Origin of the sequence: Nocardia violaceofusca NBRC 14427 (assembly GCF_963869435.1) — a bacterium.
GTDB lineage: Bacteria > Actinomycetota > Actinomycetes > Mycobacteriales > Mycobacteriaceae > Nocardia > Nocardia aobensis.
In genome coordinates, this window is the sequence record NZ_CAWMPM010000013.1 from 99,811 (window position 1) to 115,822 (window position 16,012).

The window sequence follows — 16,012 nt, forward strand, 5'->3', positions numbered from 1 at the left end:
ATTCTCAGCGTCCGGTCGTGCCGTCGATCAGTTCGCGCAGGATATCGGCGTGACCGGCGTGGCGGCCGGTCTCCTCGATCATGTGGGCCAGCGCCCAGCGCACGCTGGGGCCCGGGAGTCCCGGCAGCGGCGCGGCGGGATCGGTGCATCCGTCGAGTACCTCGTTCGCGCATGCGACCGCGTCGCGGTAGCGGGCGACCACCTCGGCCACGCCATCGTGCGGCGCGGCCCGGAACGTCGCTTGCCAGTCGGTCACTGTGTCGCCGAGGAACATCGAGCGTTCGACGGCCGTGAGGTGGACCAGCAGACCGAGCAGAGTGGTGCCCGACGGCACCGCGGCGGCTCGGACCTGCGGCTCGGGTGCACCCTCGACCTTCGCGGCGACGCCGGTGCGCAGGTAGTCGAGGAACCCGCGCAGCACTGCGAGCTCATCGGTTCCGGTCCGCGGCGGTGGGGTGTCCTTCCGGCGGGCGGCGGCAGGCATGGCGGCTCCTTCGCGATCGGTGTGCGCTCGTACCCGTTCAGCCTTGCCGCCGCCGTCGCGAATCGGCACGAAATCTTGCTGTTCCGGCAAGATGGCCCGATGGCTGACGAAACGGACGAGGTACTCGGCGCGGTGGGTCCGCGGTTACGCGCGTTGCGCCGCGAGCGCGGGATCACCCTCGCCGACCTCGCGGCGAGCACCGGGGTGTCGGAAAGTACGTTGTCGCGCTTGGAGAGCGGGCAGCGGCGGGCGACGCTGGAATTGCTGCTGCCGCTCTCGCGCACCTACAACGTCCCGCTCGACGACCTGGTTGGCGCCCCGCGCACCGGCGATCCGCGCATCCACCTCAAACCGCTCCGGCGATACGGCATGACGTTCGTGCCGCTGTCCCGGCGGCCCGGCGGCGTGCAGGCGTTCAAGATGATCATCCCCGCGCGACCCGAACCGCAGGAACCGACACCGCAGACGCACGAGGGTTTCGAATGGCTCTACGTGCTCAACGGCCGGCTGCGGCTGGTGCTCGGCGACCGCGACCTGACCCTGCCGCCGGGCGAGGCGGCGGAATTCGACACCTCGGTACCCCACTGGCTGGGCAGCGCCGACGGCGGCGTGGTCGAACTCCTCATCCTGTTCGGCCCGCAGGGCATGCGCGCGCACGTGCGCCCGGGTGGGTCTGCCGAAGGTTAGCGGGAGCGCCCAGCGTGCCGCCCTCGACGGCCGTGTGCGCGATGGTCGATGATGGTCCGATGTGTCGATAGGCCGATCGAATCGAGGAATTCGATGTCGCGATACCTGTTCGTGCTCGGTGGTCTGGTAACCCGGCATCGCTGGTGGGTGCTGGTCATCTGGATCGTCCTACTCGGCGGCGCGATCGGATTCGGGGTCGGATCGGGTGGCCGGACCACCGACAATTTCACCGTCCCGGGGACGGAGTCGCAGGATGCGGTGTCGTTGCTGCAGCAGCGGATGCCCGCTTACAGCGGCGCCCAGATGCAGGTGGTGTTCGCGGCGCCCGGCGGTGCGAAGGTCACCGACGCACAACCCCATGCCGACATCGAGCAGGCCATGGCCGGCTTCCGGGGCCTGCCGCAGGTCGCGACCGTGGTGGATCCCTTCGACGCCCATGCGATCTCACCCGATCAGCGGGCCGCGCTGGGAAGTGTGCAGTTCTCGGTCTCCGCGGGTGAGGTCGCCCAGAGCACACTCGACGAGGTCACCCGGGTCGCGACGCCTGCGCGGGCGACCGGAATGCAGGTCGAATTCTCCGGAGCCGTCTACCCGGGATTCACCGCCGAGATCCCCGAGGGTCCCGAAATAGTCGGTATCGCCGCGGCATTCGTCATTCTGCTGATCACCTTCGGTGCGGTGGTGGCGGCCGGACTTCCGGTGCTCACCGCGTTGATCGGGGTGGGGATCGGCGTGACCGGTGTGCTGGGGGTGGCGGCATTCGTGGATGTGCCCTCGGCGGCGATGTCGCTGGCTTTGATGCTGGGACTGTCCTGCGGAATCGACTACGCGCTGTTCGTCCTGTCGCGGCACCGCAACAACATCCTGCGCGGAACGACAGTGGCGGAGTCGATTCCGCTGGCCGTGGGCACGGCGGGCAGTTCGGTGGTCTTCGCCGCGGTGACGGTGATCATCGCCCTGTGCGGACTGTCGGTCGCCAACATCCCTTTCCTGACCGTGATGGGCCTGACCGCGGCGGGCGCGGTGCTCGTCGCGATGCTGGTCGCCCTGACGCTGTTACCGGCGCTGCTGAGCCTCGCGGGCGAGACGGTGGCGAAGTTCATCTCACCGCCGCTGCATCCCGGACGCCCGGAAACGGTCGCGCGCATCGCCGCGAACGAACCCGAACGCACCGTCGGGCACGCCTGGGGGCGCACCGTCACCCGCTTCCGGATACCGCTGCTGATTCTCGGTATCGCGGTGCTCGTGATCCTGGCCCTGCCGGTGACGCGGCTCGATCTCGGCCTGCCCAGCGGCGCGTCCCAGCCGGACACGAGTACAGCCCACAAAGCCTTCGTGCTCGTGGACAATTCGTTCGGGCCCGGCTTCAACGGCCCGCTGCTGTTGCCCACCGACACCACGCACGCGGGCGCCCCCGACGCCGTGCAGACGCTGATCGCTCGATTGCAGCAGGAACCGAACGTGGCGCTCGTGCAGCCCGCGGGCACCGGCGACAATCTGGTACTGGTCCAGGTGATTCCGAAGACCGGACCCACCGACGACGCCACCGCGGATCTGGTCACCCGTCTGCGCGACGATCGCCCGCGCCTGACCGGAGATCTCGGCGTGAGTTACCTGGTCGGCGGGACGACCGCGGCGAATATCGACACCTCCGACCGCTTGGCGGGTGCGCTGCCGGTCTTCCTCGGCGTCGTCGTCGGGCTGGCACTGGTCCTGCTGACCATCGCATTTCGCACGGTGCTCGTTCCGCTGTCCTCGATCGCCGGGTTCGTCCTGTCCGTGTTCTCCGCGCTGGGGGCGCAGGTCGCCGTATTCCAATGGGGCTGGGGTGCGGGACTTTTCGATGTCACCGCGGGGCAGACGCTGAGTTTTCTGCCGATCATCATCCTGGCCATCATCTTCGGCCTCTCCAGCGACTACCAGATCTTCGTGGTGTCGCGGATCAAGGAGGAACACAGCCACACCGCCGACGCGATCTCGTCGGTGCAGAACGGAGTGGCACATTCCGCCCGGGTGGTGACGGCCGCCGCGCTCATCATGTTCGGGGTGTTCGTCGCCTTCGTCTCCGTCGACAACCCCATCGTCAAACCGCTCGCGTTCACGCTGGCGGTCGGCGTGCTGCTCGATGCCTTCGTGGTGCGGCTGACACTGGTGCCGGCCGTGATGGCGCTGGTCGGCAACCGGATGTGGTACCACCCACGCTGGTTCGGGCGTCTCGTCCCGGACCTCGACATCGAGGGCGCCCGGCTGGAGGATCGTGTCCGCGGCGACCATGCGGCGGCGGCCGGCACCGAGACCGCGCGCACGGCCTCGGAGTGAACAGCAGTACCGTATCGGCAACACCGCCGTACGTCACCGGACAGGATGGTCACCGTATGCTCCGTGCCGCGTCGATCGTTGTGGCTCTTGCTTTTTCGACTCTGATCGCGGCCGCGCCGCAGGCCGGGGCCGTGGCCGACACCCGGTGCGGCACACCGCTGTCGCCGACGGAGATCCGGACCGTTGCCGAGTTGTCGGACACCACGACCATCGGCGCCGGCGCCACCCTCGACCGGTTCGACGAGGCGGTGTCGCGCAATCATCGGATCACCGAAATCCTTACCTCCCATCATGATCGGCGGGGCCTGTTCGATGTGGGGCTCGACGCCGTGGAGCAGGATCCGGTGTTGCCGTTGCAGCACGATCCCACCGCGTTCGTCGATCCGGAATACGCCCACGCGATCAGTTACGAACTGCTGCGCCGGTTCCTGGTGAATCTGCACGCCGAGTTCACCGACGGCGCGCCGGAGCCCCACTGGGCCTGGTATTTTCAGCTGGCCGGGCAATGCGACCAGTCGCCCGCGCGGGTCGCGATGGCCGGGTACAACGCGCACCTGACGGTCGACCTCGCCTACGCGGTCGCCGCGGTCGGCAGTAGACCGGAGAACGCGCCGGACTTCTTCCACATCGTCGACGCCATCGCCCGCAGCGGCGATCGGATCGTCGATCGCACGAAGCAGGTATACAACGCCGACCTCGGGCCGCTGTGGCGCTTCTATTTCGTCGGTGAGGGACTCGATCGGCTGTTCGGTCAGGGCGTGGCCACCGGGCCGCTGCTCCAGGTCGCCGATTTGGGCTACAACGTGGTGGTCTGGACCAACGGGCTGGCGCTGCAGAACCCCGCCACCGCCGAGGCCACGCGCGCGGAGATCAACGCGCTGTGGTCGGCCGACGATGCGGCCTTCGCCGTGCTCGCACGCCTCGGCGGCCTGTGAGCACGGCGGGCCCGGCCGGCCCGTGCCCGGGCCGGCGCCGTCAGTCGGCCGGCAGCGGGCGGCGGCCGGTGACGGTGAGCAGAATGTCCTTGGCGCACATCGTGATCGGCGTCCCCGACCCCAGCGCGACCGGTGCGTCGGAGGCGCGCAGCTGCCGGCCGGTCAGGTCGACGCCGAAGTAGCGCAGCGACTTCGGGCTCGCCTGGTCGAGCACGAGGGCGATCCGTTCCGGCGGGGCGGGCGGCAGGCCCAGGGGCTCGGTGATGTCCAGGCCGTGGATCACGTCGTGGCTCAGCGCGCCCACCACACCACCGCCCGGCGGACGCCACGGGTGTTCGACGTTGTCGCGCAGCGACGCGAGCAGCTCCGCATCGTTCATCCGCGCGGTGTCGGCGCGCGCGGCCCGGTCGGCGTAGCGGTGGAACGAGAAACGCGCACCGGCCAGCCCGCGCACGAACGACCACGTGGTTGTGCGGTAGGGCATCGTCATGTGGGCGAGCACCTCACGGACTCGCCAGCCCTCACACAGCGAGGGCGCGGCCCACTGCTCCGGCGTCAGGCCGGCGAGCAGGTCCGCGAGGCGTCGGCGCTCGGCCACAGTGTGCTCGCGCAGGACGGTGGTGTCGGTGTCGGTCGAGGTCATGACTCCGTCGTTTCGATCGTAGGGAGTGGTCACCTCTGCTACGAACCCGACGGCGAGAATTCATCGGTGGGCGCCCGGAAAATCGGCGGAAGCCCGAATTCGGCGAACCGGTCGCCACTGTCCAGGTAGGTCACCTGCCGCGCTATCAGCCCCGCCCGCGCCTGGATCGCGAGCAGTGCGAAGGGGCGCAGCACACCGTCGGTGCCGGGGCGGTACTGACCGAATCCGACCGAACCGTTCATCCGCACCGGTACCAGTCGATCGCCGGCACACGCGTCGCCCGCCGCGAAGACCGAGACGATGAGATCGCGCCCGCTCAGTCGCCAGGCGAACGGCGGCATACCGGATTCGGCGTCCTCGCACAGCAGCGCGGCGAGACCGTCGACGTCGTGACTCTCGAAGGCCGCGACGTAGCGCCGCACCAGGTCCCGGTCGTCCGGGTCGCCGGGATCGAGCGGATCGGTGGCGGAAGGCCGGACCGCGGCCAGGGTGGTGCGGGCGCGTTGCAGGGCGCTGTTGACCGCGGCCGGGCTGACCTCGAGCATGGTCGCGGTTTCGGCGGCACTGAACGCCAGCACCTCGCGCAGGACCAGCACCGCCCGCTGGCGTGGCGGCAGATGTTGCAGTGCCGCGACGAAGGCCAACCGCACCGACTCGCGGCGGACGACGCGGTCGGCCGGGTCGAGCACTCGTGCGTCCGCGACCGGGTCGAGCCATCGGTCGGCGGGCACCACCGCGTCCGGGTCGAAACCGGTGGATACCGGACCTTCCCACACGAGCATGCGGCGGCGCGCCGAGCGCAGCATGTCCAGGCAGATATTGGTGGCGATGGCATGCACCCACGTCGAGAGCCGGCCGCGCTCGGGGTCGAAACTGTCGAATCTTGTGTAGGCGCGGATCAGCGTCTCCTGCGCCGCGTCGTCGGCATCGGCCGACGAACCGAGCATCCGGTAGCAGTAGCCGGTCAGCGGAATCCGCAGCGCTTCGAGTGCCCCCGGCCCCGAAACCCCGGATCCCGCAAGGCCGGACTCCGGCCTTCCGGAATCCGGCAGCGGTTCACTCGCGGACACACTCACCGCCCCATGCTCGCACCTCCGTGTCACCGACGACAGCGGGACCGGCCGGGTAGCTTGCGGGGCATGGAGCTGCGCGCGGGCGAGGTCGTTTTTCACTACGTGGAGCACGGCACGGGCCGTCCGGTGGTGGTGCTGCACGGCGCGGGTGTCGATCACCGCGAGGCCGAGGCGTGCTTCGAACCGGTTCTGGGCGATGCCGCCGGGTTGCGGCGGATCTACCCCGACCTGCCCGGTGCGGGACACACCGCCGCACCCGGCACACTGCGCAGCGCGGACGATGTACTCGACGCGCTGCTGCGCTTCGCGGACGCGGTCACCGGTGGTGATTTCCTGCTCGTCGGCCACTCGGCGGGCGGGTACTACGCGCAGGCGATGGCCGCGCGGCGCGTCACCCGGGTGGCCGGCCTGGCATTGGTGTGCCCGCTGTTGCCGGGAGTGCGTGACCTTCCCGCGCATCGCGTCGTGGCCGGGCCGGGCGATCTCGGCGACGACGATTTCCGCGGCTACTTCGTCGTCCAGACCCCGGCCATGCTCGACCGCTACGAGCGTGTCGTCGCACCCGCCGCCGAGCTGGTCGATCGGGCCGCGGCGCAGCGCATCGGTGAGCGGTGGCAGCTGAGCCCGGACGCCACACCGCCCTATCCGGGGCCGACCACGATCGTGGCCGGGCGCCTGGATTCGACGGTCGGTTACGCGGCGGCGATCGATCTTTTCGAGCGCTGTCCGCACGCCTCGCTCGTCGTGGTCGCCGAGGCCGGACACGCCCTCCCGCACGAGCAACCGGAACTGCTGCGCGCTCTGCTGGCCGAGTGGCTCACGCGCGTGGCGCGCGCCGGCGATCGATCGTGACGATCATCTGCGCCGGTGCCCGCGCAGGTCGGACCAATCCGACATGAGCGTCGACATCGAATACTTCGTGGTTTGCCAACGGAACGCTGGGAGAAAGGAACGCTGTGATCAACGGAATCATCGCGGTTGTCGGAGCTCTGGCCTCGGGTCTGGGATCGATCCTCATCAATTTGATCGACGTTCTGCTCTGACGAAGTCCCCGCGGACCCGGTGAACCGATCGCGGATTCGCCGGGTCCGCGCATATCCGGGCCGCGGAGAAGTTCGGCGCGCCGAGCGCCGAACTCTTGCCCGCGGGCGCATCGGTGGGAAAAGTGACCGCCGGATCTGTTCTCTCGACGAGGAGGCGCGGCGTGCGTTTCGGCATCTTCATTCCCCAGGGCTGGCGACTGGACCTGGTCGGCATCGAACCGGGGGCGCAATGGGGTGTGATGCGGGATCTGGCGCAGCGGGCCGACGCCGGACAAGACTGGGAATCGCTGTGGGTCTACGACCATTTCCACACCGTGCCGGTTCCCACCGAGGAAGCGACGCACGAGGCGTGGACGCTCATGTCGGCCTTCGCCGCCACCACGACGCGCATCCGGCTCGGGCAGATGTGCACGGCGATCAGCTACCGGAATCCGGCCTACCTCGCCAAGGTCGCCGCGACCGTGGATCTGGTATCGGGCGGCCGGGTCGAGATGGGGATCGGCGGCGGCTGGTACGAGCACGAGTGGCGCGCCTACGGCTACGGATTCCCTTCCGCGGGTGAGCGTTTGGGTCGCCTCGACGAGGGAGTGCAGATCTTCCGTCAGGCGTGGACCACCGGCACCGCCACCCTGGACGGCAAGTACTACCAGGTCGACGGCGCCCGGGTGTATCCGTTGCCGCTCCAGGAGGGCGGTATTCCGATCTGGGTCGCGGGCGGGGGAGAAAAGGTCACGCTGCGCATCGCCGCGCAATACGCGCAGTACACCAACTTCGCGGGCGATCCCGAAACCTTCACCCGCAAATCCGAGCTGCTGCGCGACCATTGCGCCGCCGTCGGAACAGATTTCGACGCGATCACCCGCAGCTCCAACTTCAACACCGTGATCGGCGCGACCGAGGCGGAGGTGCGTGAACGGCTGGACGCCCTCGCTTCTCGGCTGACCCCCGCTCTCGGGGCGGACGCCGCGCAGGACTGGGTCACCAAGCTCTACGCCGATTCACCCGCGGTCGGCACACCGGAACAGATCATCGAAAACCTGTCCCGGGTCCGCGATCTCGGTCTGGCTTACGCGATCCACAATTTCCCCGAGTCGGCCTACGACCTGTCCGGGGTGGAGTTGTTCGAGCGTGAGGTCATTCCCGCGCTGCGATGACCCACGGCACTCAGTCGACGCGCACGTCCTCCGGTGACCAGAACGCGCGCATACCGGTGATGCGCGCGTCCTCGTCGAAGGTCATCACATCGATCGGTTCGATCGTCGTGGTGCGAGAGCCGGTCTCGGTCACCACCCGGAACCGGAACGCCGCCGCGCCGCCCGCGATCCGCAGGTCGAGCAGCTCGGTTCGCATATGCGCGGAATCCAATGCGCCGTAGAACTTTTCGATCGCGGCCCGGCCGACGTGCGGCGGCGAGCCGAACGGATCCTCCACGGTGGCGTCCTCGCTGTAACATGCCGCCACATCGGCGGCGGATCCCGAGCCCACCGCCTCGAGATACCGGTGCACCGCTGCTCGAATCCGTTCCGCTGAAGCCATGGCACAACGAAAACACGGATCCGGCACGGCGCCGCCTGCCGATCCCGCCTGCCGGGACGGAAGGGAGAGCCCGGCTGAGACGTTCGAACCATCCGCGACGATCAAGAGGGGAACATCTACTCGTGAACTACGAAGGTGCGGCATGAGCGCCGCCGGCATCCGCGACGACCGCGCGGACGAACAGCGCTATCGGGAGCTCGCGGCATCCGCCCGTTCGCTCGTGGCGGGTGAACACGATCGGATTGCCAACGCCGCCAACCTTTCCGCGCTGGTCTATCACGGTCTTCCCGGTCTGAACTGGGTGGGATTCTATTTCTTCGACGGGAACGAACTGGTGGTCGGCCCGTTCCAGGGCCGCCCGGCCTGCGTGCGCATCGCGCTGGACCGGGGCGTCTGCGGTGCGGCGGCGCGAACCCGGCAGACGCAACGTGTCGCCGACGTGCACGCGGTGCCCGACCATATCGCCTGTGATCCGGCGAGCAGGTCCGAACTGGTGGTGCCGTTGATCCACGAGGACACCGTGATCGGCGTCTTCGATCTGGACAGTCCCGAACTCGACCGCTTCGGTCCGGTCGATCAGCGTGGACTCGAGGAGATCGCGTCGGTCTATCTCGACTCGCTGATCCCGGACGACCGGGGCTGAGCAGGGCTACGAGGCAGCCTGCATCGCCGGCCGGAAGGCCTGCGGATTCGGCCGCCCCAGTGTCCACCTGGCCGCCGCCAGTGCCTCCGCGCACGACGCCTTGAGGCGTAGGTGCTGGGGCCGGGGATAGCCGGCGGCGTCGACTTCCGCGCGCAGACCCACGATTCGACGCTCCAGCAGGCGTGCGTCCGCGGTCTTCAGCCCACGCCGCGCGGATGTCAACGCGGTCAGCACTCTGCGCTGGAGATCGTCCATACAGCACACCTCCTGTGGTGACGGGCCCTCGGCCGGTGACGAAGTCGTTCCGAGTGCGGATTGTCGATGGGTACCCCGGCGGCGCGCCACGAAACGGTGACCTCGCGTACTCGGCGCAACGACGCAAACGGCTTGTACCGGACGGACATTCGGTCTGCGCGCGCCGACGGGCCGAATGCGGCCCGCCCGGACCGGGTTTGCCGCGACGGGCAGCGGGGCACTCGAAGACTGGTCGTCATACCTCGACTCGGTTTTGCCGGGTGCGGTATGCCGCCGCTCACGTTGACTCGTCGCGTCGGATCGAGGTCCGTTATGCACAGTGACCCGCCCGGTCGCGCCGGTGTGTCGCCTGTCTCGGCGGCCGGAGTCGCCGCGCTGCTGCGTGCCCTGCCGGGATCGCCGATGGCGGGGGTCACCGCGCACGGCAGCACGGTACTCGAGATCGTCGCGGCAACCACGCACCGCGCGCGCATGGTCGAGGAGGCGCAGCTGCTGCACCCCGACAGCCCCGCCCGCGAGGCGGCGGCGACCGGTGTCCCGATCGTGATCACCGATCTCGCCGGCAGCTCCCGGTGGCCGGGGTGCGGCGCGGAACTACGGTTGTGGGGAGTGCAGGCGGTGCGGTGCCAGCCGCTGTCCGACGACGACGGTGCGGTGGTCGGAGTGCTGAGCGTCTACACCCCCGCCGCGAACGTCCTCACCGAAGAACTCGCCGATGCTCTGCATCCGGTGTGCCGCTGTGCCACCGACCTGTTGCAGATCCGCCGCCGCAACCCACCGCGGCTGCGGCGAGAGTGACGGCGGTACGCCGCGGCGGTGTGCGCGGCGCCACTGGAAAACCTCACCGCCAGGGATCCGCCGTCGGTGAAATCCAGGCCCTCATTAGCATCGATGTGGCGTACCCGTCGAGGAAACCGAGGACCTGCGTTGACTACCGAACAACTTGACCGCTGGAACGCCCAGGAAGCCGCCGCGGAGGCGATGATCCCCATCATCGGCACGTTGTATCGGGCGAAGGGTGTGACGGTGCTGCTGCACAGCCGGTCGCTGGTGAACCGGTCGGTGATCAGCATTCTGCGGACGCACCGGTTCGCGCGCCAGATCGAGGGCGAAGAGCTGTCGGTGGACGAGACGCTGCCGTTCCTGCGCGTCCTGGACGAACTGGACCTCGGCCCCTGCAAGATCGATCTCGGTCAGCTGGTCGTGGCCTATCGCGCCGACGACCGCGGGCTGTCGGTTCGTGAATTCACCGAGGCGGTCCTGGCCGAGGTGATCGGCGGCAACAAGGCGCAGTCGCCGGGCCCGCGCGATGTCGTGCTGTACGGCTTCGGCCGGATCGGCCGGCTGGTGACCCGTCTGCTGATCGAGAAGGTCGGCTCCGGCAACGGCCTGAACCTGCGTGCGGTGGTGGTCCGCCGCGGCGGTGACGGTGATCTGGCCAAGCGCGCGTCGCTGTTGCGCCGGGATTCCGTGCACGGGCACTTCAACGGCACCATCAAGGTCGACGCCGACAACGACACGATCATCGCCAACGGCAATGTCATCAAGTTCATCTACAGCGACGATCCGGCGACGATCGACTACACCGAGTACGGGATCTCCGACGCGATCCTGATCGACAACACCGGCAAGTGGCGCGATCGCGAGGGGCTGTCGCAGCACTTGCGTCCCGGTATCGCGAAGGTGGTTCTCACCGCGCCCGGTAAGGGCGACGTCCCGAATATCGTGCACGGCGTCAACCACCGTGATCTGGATCTGACGCAGCGGATCTTCTCGTGCGCCTCCTGCACCACCAATGCGATCGTGCCGCCGCTCAAGGCCATGGACGACGAATTCGGCATCACCCGCGGCCACGTGGAGACCGTGCACTCGTTCACCAACGATCAGAACCTGCTGGACAACTATCACAAGGCGGATCGTCGCGGCCGCTCCGCGCCGTTCAACCTCGTTCTGACCGAAACCGGCGCCGCCTCCGCCGTCGCCAAGGCGATGCCGGACTTCAAGGCCAAGATCACCGGTAACTCGATTCGCGTCCCCACCCCGGACGTGTCCGTCGCCATCCTGAACCTGCAGCTCGAGCGGGAGACGACGAAATCCGAGGTGCTCGAGTACCTGCGGCAGGTGTCGCTGGCCGGTCCGCTGAGCCGCAATCTCGACTACACCGCCGCCACCGATGTGGTGTCCAGCGATTTCATCGGCTCGCGCGCGGCCTCGATCATCGACGCCAACGCCACCATCGTCGAGGGCGACACCGCGATCCTGTACTGCTGGTACGACAACGAATTCGGTTATTCGTCCCAGGTGGTCCGGACGGTGCAGTACATCTCGGGTATCGAGTACCCGACCTATCCGCAGTTCGCGGACCGGTCGCAGGATGCCGCCGACGTGCGCGCACTGGCCGCGGTCGAGGCGGGGTAGCCGAACCCGTTCAGTGGGTGAGGACGATCTTGACGACGACCACCGTCGTCGCGACGGCGGTCAGCAGCAGTGCCGTGAGGATGGTCGAGCGGCCGGGCCGGGCGCCTTTGAGCCGTTCGATCACGAAGACGATGCCGCCGATGCGGATGAGCATCGCCACCTCGGCGACGATCTGGGCGGTGCGGGGTGCGAGCCAGTCGAAGGCGGCGCACGCCAGGATGATCGACGGCAGTACCGCGGAGCTGAGAATCGGCACCGAATCGCGCAGATCCTCCCACCGCTGCCGCGGCGTGAGCGCGCGGTTCTCCCGCACCGCCTGGCCGACACCCTCGGCGAAGGCGTGCGCGACGAAGGTCGACAGCGCGGTGCCGATGACAATCAGGATTCCGACATGCTCCTCGGTGGTGGTCACCGGGATCAACGCGGCGAGAATGAGGATATTGCCGTAGACGTAGGCGCTGATCCGGCTCGCGGCATTGCTGCGGTCCAGCGGATTCCGGCGGGAGAACAGGGGACCGTGGAGCAGTGCGTTGCGGCTGCCGTCCATATGTCTCCCGTTTCTGATCATCCGATGCGGGGCGCGGCCTCGGGTCGGGCACGGGTGGGGCAGGTGGGCCGCCGCGAACAACCCTAGGACATCGGTGATGACCCGGACCACCGATCGGCCGCCGCGTCGACCGCACGATCCGGCTGCCGGGACGAGAGCCGGTGCGCGCCACGGTACCCATCTGCCGGTGCGGCGCGTCGGTCTGGTTTGCTCTGGCGGAGCCGGGCATTCGGGCCCGGCGCGTGCGCGAGTGCCCGGCGACAGGTGGAACGCGAGGTCAGGTATGAGGTTCGGGGACGGCGGTCCGGCGGGGGAGCCGCGTGGCGTATCGGGGGTGGCCCTGTGGGTGGGCGTGCTGTGGGGTGCGCTGGCGGCCGTGCTCACCGCGCCGGTGGCCGCGGCGATGGTGGCGAGCGTCTATCGGTTTCCGATTCCGTTCGGTGAGTACGCCGAAGGACTGCGCGAGGCGGTGAACGCGGCGCTGGCCGCGGTGTTCTATCTCGTGATGGGCGGCGGCATGCTGCTGGCCGTACTCGGTGGTGCGGCGGGACTGATGATCGTGCGCGCGCACGGCCTCCGGCTGGGGCGCGCGCTGGCGCTCACCACCGCGGCGGGATTCGGGCTGGCGGTGGTGGGCGCGTTCGCGCTGGCCCTGCTCGAACACGTCATCGGGCCGTGGTGATCGAGCGCCTTGGTGATCGAGCGCAGTGGTGGTCGAGCGCCGTGGTGATCCGCTCAGTCCGCTGTCGTCATCGGTTCGCGCAGTTCGCGTTTGAGTAGTTTTCCGCTCTGGTTGCGGGGGAGCGCCGCGGCGAAGCGAATGCGCTTGGGCACCTTGAACGGTGCGATCAGATCCTTGACGTGCGCGATCAGTTCATCGGCGGTCGCCTCGCGGCCTTCGTGCAGGACCACGACGGCGGTGACGGCCTCGATCCACTTCTCGTCCGGGATGCCGATGACCGCGACCTCGGCGACGGCGGGATGGGTGTAGAGAGCGTCCTCGACCTCGCGGGAGGCCACCAGGATGCCGCCGGTGTTGATGACGTCCTTGATCCGGTCCACGACGGTGATGTAGCCGTCGGCATCCCGCGTCACCAGGTCGCCGGAGTGGAACCATCCGTCGCGGAACGCCTCCGCGGTCGCGGCCGGATTGTCCCAGTAACCGCGGCACAGCTGTGGCGAGCGGTAGAGGACTTCGCCCGGCTCGCCGGGGCCGACGTCGTTGCCGTCGGTGTCGACGACGCGGGTCTCCACGAAGAACACCGGCCGTCCGCACGACGACGGCCGTTCGGCATGTTCCTCCGGGCGCAGCACCGTGGCGAGCGGCCCGATCTCCGATTGCCCGAAGCAGTTGTAGAAGCCCAGGTCGGGATAGCGTTCGCGCAGCCGGTTCAGCACCGTCACCGGCATGATCGAGGCACCGTACTGTGCCTTGCGCAGCGAGGAGAGGTCGCGGCGGTCGAGGTCGGGGTGGTTGGCCAGCGGCACCCAGACGGTCGGGGCGAGGAACAGCGAACCGATCCGGTCCTGTTCGACCCGGCGCAGAATCTCCGGGATGTCCGGAGTGGCCATCAGGTGCACGGTCGCGCCGACCGACAGGTAGGGCAGCATGAACACGTGCATGCCCGCCGAGTGGTACAGCGGCATGGCGACGAGCGGATTGTCGTCGGGACGCAGGTCCAGCGCGATCACCGACGAGACGTACTCGAAGACGAGCGCCTCGTGAGTCATCATGGCGCCCTTGGGTTTCGACGTCGTTCCCGAGGTGTAGAGCAGTTGGGCGAGGTCGGTCGCGGCCGCCCGGGACGAGAAATCGGAGACCTCGCCCGCCGCGTCGGCGACGGCTCGCAGCGATCCGCCGGCATCGCGCAGCGGTACGACGTACTCGACCGAGGTGAGGTCGCCGCGCACTTGGTCGAGAGTGCCGATCAGCGCGGGGTCGACAAGGACGGCCCGCGCACCCGACTGCGAGACGAGATAACTCAGCTCCCCACCCTTCAGGGCGTAGTTGACCGGAACGTGCACCAGGCCGGCCCGGGCGCAGGCCAGGAATCCGATCACGTACGCGTCGGAATTGGTGCCGTAGGCGGCGACCCGATCGCCCGCGACCAGGCCGAGGTCGAGCAGATGGGTCGCCGCCCGGGTGACCGCGGCGTCGAGTTCCCGGTAGGTGTAGGCCCGGCCGTCGAATGTCAGCGCGGTGCGGCCGGGGACCTTCGCCGCCGAACGGTGCAGCACCCCGTCGATGGTGTGCGTGCGGGGATCGAGACTCATAGGCGGGAGATTATCGGACGTCCAACTAGTTTGGCGGGGAATTCGCGAGGCCGGTGGGCGCCCGGTATTCGCCGCCGCGGCCTCATCGTCGCTCCGGCAGGACCAGGATCTTCACGTGTTCGTCGGGTGCGCGCAGGGCGGCGAACGCGTCGGCGACCCCGTCGAGTCCCACGCGGCCGGTGATGATCGCCTCGGCGTCGATCTCGCCCGACGCCAGGCGCCGCAGCGTGATGTCGTAGGCGTCCTCGTACGGACCGTGCCCGAAATTGACGGCGATGCGGCGGAACTGGCCCACCACCGGAACGATCGTCTCGGTGGCGAATCCCGCGGCCAGTACCTGGATGCGCGAATTGAACGGTAACCCGTGCATGAGGGTGTCGAGCATGCCCGGCCGGCCGCTGCATTCGTAGGCGATCAGCGTGCCCGCGGCGCCCGGGTCGACGAGCGAATGACGCTCCGCGACAAGGTCGTTCCACACCTGTATCGGATCCTGTTCGGCGGGGTCGACGGCGACGTCCGCACCTACCGCGAGCGCCAGGGCGCGGCGCTTGGGAGACGGTTCGGAGGCGACGACCACACCCGCGCCGTGCGCCTTGGCGGCGATGATCGCTCCCAGACCGATGGCGCCACAGCCGATCACGAGGGCCGAATCACCGGCGCGCAGACCGGACTGCTGCACGTGCATCTCGCCGACGTGCAGCGGTTCGGCCAGCGTGGCATGCTCCAGCGACAGCCCGTCCGGCACATGCCGGACCCAGACGCTGTCCACCACGATGTGCTCGCCGAACGCGCCGTGATAGTCGTTGGAATAGCCGATGATCGTCGGGATGCCGGTGCCGGCCTCGGTGGCCAGCCCGATGCCCGCCACGCGGTCGCCGACCGCGAAATCCGTGACGCCCGAACCTGTTTCGACGATCGTCCCGGCGTATTCGTGTCCCAGCACCACGGGTCGCGCGATGTCGAAGGTGGCCAGCGGATAACCGCTGTCCGCCGCGACCTGCACGAACCGCCCGGCATCCTTGGCCATCGACAGGTCGCTGCCGCAGATGCCGCAGGCGGCGACCGCGATGCGCACCTGGCCCGGGCCGGGAGCCGGTGGATCGGCGACCTCGGTGACAGCGAATTCCCCGTCGAGATATCCCACGGCACGCATCG

The 16,012-nt window shown here is 68.8% G+C and carries 17 protein-coding genes; 9 read left to right on the forward strand and 8 right to left on the reverse strand.

The features are described 5' to 3' along the window. Nucleotides 1-4 precede the first annotated feature (4 nt). Nucleotides 5-484 (reverse strand): DinB family protein, encoded by a 480-nt coding sequence (locus tag AC5592_RS12310; protein ID WP_036505711.1) that lies wholly within the window; start codon nt 482-484, stop codon nt 5-7. A gap of 99 nt (nt 485-583) precedes the next feature. On the opposite strand from AC5592_RS12310, the gene AC5592_RS12315 reads away from it, so the two are divergent. The 3 genes from AC5592_RS12315 to AC5592_RS12325 all read left to right on the forward strand — a co-directional run bounded on the left by AC5592_RS12315 (nt 584) and on the right by AC5592_RS12325 (nt 4,425). Then, nucleotides 584-1,171, forward strand: a complete 588-nt coding sequence (locus AC5592_RS12315) for a helix-turn-helix domain-containing protein (protein WP_063064377.1) — start codon at nt 584-586, stop codon at nt 1,169-1,171. Nucleotides 1,172-1,264: 93 nt separating this feature from the next. Further along, complete coding sequence (locus tag AC5592_RS12320; protein ID WP_063064246.1) at nt 1,265-3,490, forward strand: MMPL family transporter; 2,226 nt, start codon at nt 1,265-1,267, stop codon at nt 3,488-3,490. A 56-nt stretch (nt 3,491-3,546) separates the two neighbouring features. Then, a complete protein-coding gene (locus AC5592_RS12325) occupies nt 3,547-4,425 on the forward strand; it encodes a DUF5995 family protein (RefSeq protein WP_063064247.1) in 879 nt (292 codons plus the stop codon). 40 nt (nt 4,426-4,465) lie between these two features. On the opposite strand, the gene AC5592_RS12330 is transcribed toward AC5592_RS12325, so the two are convergent. Together AC5592_RS12330 and AC5592_RS12335 are read right to left on the reverse strand one after the other, a co-directional pair. After that, nucleotides 4,466-5,068 carry a maleylpyruvate isomerase family mycothiol-dependent enzyme gene (locus AC5592_RS12330; protein ID WP_063064378.1) on the reverse strand — a complete coding sequence of 201 codons (603 nt, stop codon included), beginning with the start codon at nt 5,066-5,068 and terminating at the stop codon, nt 4,466-4,468. Between the two features lie 38 nt (nt 5,069-5,106). Further along, nucleotides 5,107-6,144 (reverse strand): RNA polymerase subunit sigma-70, encoded by a 1,038-nt coding sequence (locus AC5592_RS12335; protein ID WP_084506590.1) that lies wholly within the window; start codon nt 6,142-6,144, stop codon nt 5,107-5,109. Nucleotides 6,145-6,207: 63 nt separating this feature from the next. Between AC5592_RS12335 and AC5592_RS12340 the strand changes: the two genes are divergently transcribed. Both AC5592_RS12340 and AC5592_RS12345 read left to right on the forward strand, forming a co-directional pair. Beyond that, on the forward strand, nt 6,208-6,993 hold the full coding sequence (locus AC5592_RS12340; protein ID WP_063064248.1) for an alpha/beta fold hydrolase: 786 nt from the start codon (nt 6,208-6,210) through the stop codon (nt 6,991-6,993). A 352-nt stretch (nt 6,994-7,345) separates the two neighbouring features. Then, entirely contained in the window at nt 7,346-8,338 is a 993-nt protein-coding gene (locus tag AC5592_RS12345; protein WP_036505700.1) for an LLM class F420-dependent oxidoreductase, read from the forward strand. Nucleotides 8,339-8,348: 10 nt separating this feature from the next. On the opposite strand, the gene AC5592_RS12350 is transcribed toward AC5592_RS12345, so the two are convergent. Then, complete coding sequence (locus tag AC5592_RS12350) at nt 8,349-8,720, reverse strand: nuclear transport factor 2 family protein (protein WP_039780937.1); 372 nt, start codon at nt 8,718-8,720, stop codon at nt 8,349-8,351. A gap of 142 nt (nt 8,721-8,862) precedes the next feature. Between AC5592_RS12350 and AC5592_RS12355 the strand changes: the two genes are divergently transcribed. After that, the gene (locus tag AC5592_RS12355) at nt 8,863-9,363 is read left to right on the forward strand and encodes a free L-methionine (R)-S-oxide reductase MsrC (RefSeq protein WP_036505698.1); all 501 of its coding nucleotides are present in this window, start codon (nt 8,863-8,865) and stop codon (nt 9,361-9,363) included. Between the two features lie 6 nt (nt 9,364-9,369). Here the strand turns inward: AC5592_RS12355 and AC5592_RS12360 are convergent, their stop codons facing one another. Then, the gene (locus AC5592_RS12360; RefSeq protein WP_036505697.1) at nt 9,370-9,618 is read right to left on the reverse strand and encodes a hypothetical protein; all 249 of its coding nucleotides are present in this window, start codon (nt 9,616-9,618) and stop codon (nt 9,370-9,372) included. Nucleotides 9,619-9,930: 312 nt separating this feature from the next. On the opposite strand from AC5592_RS12360, the gene AC5592_RS12365 reads away from it, so the two are divergent. Together AC5592_RS12365 and AC5592_RS12370 are read left to right on the forward strand one after the other, a co-directional pair. Next, nucleotides 9,931-10,416: a GAF domain-containing protein gene (locus AC5592_RS12365; protein WP_036505696.1), complete on the forward strand. Its 486-nt coding sequence runs from the start codon at nt 9,931-9,933 to the stop codon at nt 10,414-10,416. 183 nt (nt 10,417-10,599) lie between these two features. Then, entirely contained in the window at nt 10,600-12,036 is a 1,437-nt protein-coding gene (locus tag AC5592_RS12370) for a glyceraldehyde-3-phosphate dehydrogenase (RefSeq protein ID WP_371507206.1), read from the forward strand. Between the two features lie 10 nt (nt 12,037-12,046). Here AC5592_RS12370 and AC5592_RS12375 read toward each other — a convergent pair whose 3' ends face one another. Continuing rightward, complete coding sequence (locus AC5592_RS12375) at nt 12,047-12,583, reverse strand: hypothetical protein (protein WP_036505695.1); 537 nt, start codon at nt 12,581-12,583, stop codon at nt 12,047-12,049. A 283-nt stretch (nt 12,584-12,866) separates the two neighbouring features. Here AC5592_RS12375 and AC5592_RS12380 point away from each other — a divergent pair, with 283 nt between their 5' ends. After that, on the forward strand, nt 12,867-13,265 hold the full coding sequence (locus AC5592_RS12380) for a hypothetical protein (RefSeq protein WP_157121786.1): 399 nt from the start codon (nt 12,867-12,869) through the stop codon (nt 13,263-13,265). A gap of 53 nt (nt 13,266-13,318) precedes the next feature. Here AC5592_RS12380 and AC5592_RS12385 read toward each other — a convergent pair whose 3' ends face one another. Continuing rightward, nucleotides 13,319-14,857, reverse strand: coding sequence for an acyl-CoA synthetase (locus AC5592_RS12385; protein WP_063064250.1), 1,539 nt, complete (start codon nt 14,855-14,857; stop codon nt 13,319-13,321). An 82-nt stretch (nt 14,858-14,939) separates the two neighbouring features. Beyond that, nucleotides 14,940-16,010, reverse strand: coding sequence for an alcohol dehydrogenase catalytic domain-containing protein (locus AC5592_RS12390; protein WP_063064251.1), 1,071 nt, complete (start codon nt 16,008-16,010; stop codon nt 14,940-14,942). Nucleotides 16,011-16,012 lie beyond the last annotated feature (2 nt).

Coding starts and splice junctions, on each gene's coding strand:
- AC5592_RS12310 (WP_036505711.1), bottom strand. CDS start 484: ATGCCTGCCGCCGCCCGCCGGAAGGACACCCCACCGCCGCGGACCGGA.
- AC5592_RS12315 (WP_063064377.1), top strand. CDS start 584: ATGGCTGACGAAACGGACGAGGTACTCGGCGCGGTGGGTCCGCGGTTA.
- AC5592_RS12320 (WP_063064246.1), top strand. CDS start 1,265: ATGTCGCGATACCTGTTCGTGCTCGGTGGTCTGGTAACCCGGCATCGC.
- AC5592_RS12325 (WP_063064247.1), top strand. CDS start 3,547: ATGCTCCGTGCCGCGTCGATCGTTGTGGCTCTTGCTTTTTCGACTCTG.
- AC5592_RS12330 (WP_063064378.1), bottom strand. CDS start 5,068: ATGACCTCGACCGACACCGACACCACCGTCCTGCGCGAGCACACTGTG.
- AC5592_RS12340 (WP_063064248.1), top strand. CDS start 6,208: ATGGAGCTGCGCGCGGGCGAGGTCGTTTTTCACTACGTGGAGCACGGC.
- AC5592_RS12350 (WP_039780937.1), bottom strand. CDS start 8,720: ATGGCTTCAGCGGAACGGATTCGAGCAGCGGTGCACCGGTATCTCGAG.
- AC5592_RS12355 (WP_036505698.1), top strand. CDS start 8,863: ATGAGCGCCGCCGGCATCCGCGACGACCGCGCGGACGAACAGCGCTAT.
- AC5592_RS12360 (WP_036505697.1), bottom strand. CDS start 9,618: ATGGACGATCTCCAGCGCAGAGTGCTGACCGCGTTGACATCCGCGCGG.
- AC5592_RS12365 (WP_036505696.1), top strand. CDS start 9,931: ATGCACAGTGACCCGCCCGGTCGCGCCGGTGTGTCGCCTGTCTCGGCG.
- AC5592_RS12370 (WP_371507206.1), top strand. CDS start 10,600: ATGATCCCCATCATCGGCACGTTGTATCGGGCGAAGGGTGTGACGGTG.
- AC5592_RS12375 (WP_036505695.1), bottom strand. CDS start 12,583: ATGGACGGCAGCCGCAACGCACTGCTCCACGGTCCCCTGTTCTCCCGC.
- AC5592_RS12380 (WP_157121786.1), top strand. CDS start 12,867: ATGAGGTTCGGGGACGGCGGTCCGGCGGGGGAGCCGCGTGGCGTATCG.
- AC5592_RS12385 (WP_063064250.1), bottom strand. CDS start 14,857: ATGAGTCTCGATCCCCGCACGCACACCATCGACGGGGTGCTGCACCGT.
- AC5592_RS12390 (WP_063064251.1), bottom strand. CDS start 16,010: ATGCGTGCCGTGGGATATCTCGACGGGGAATTCGCTGTCACCGAGGTC.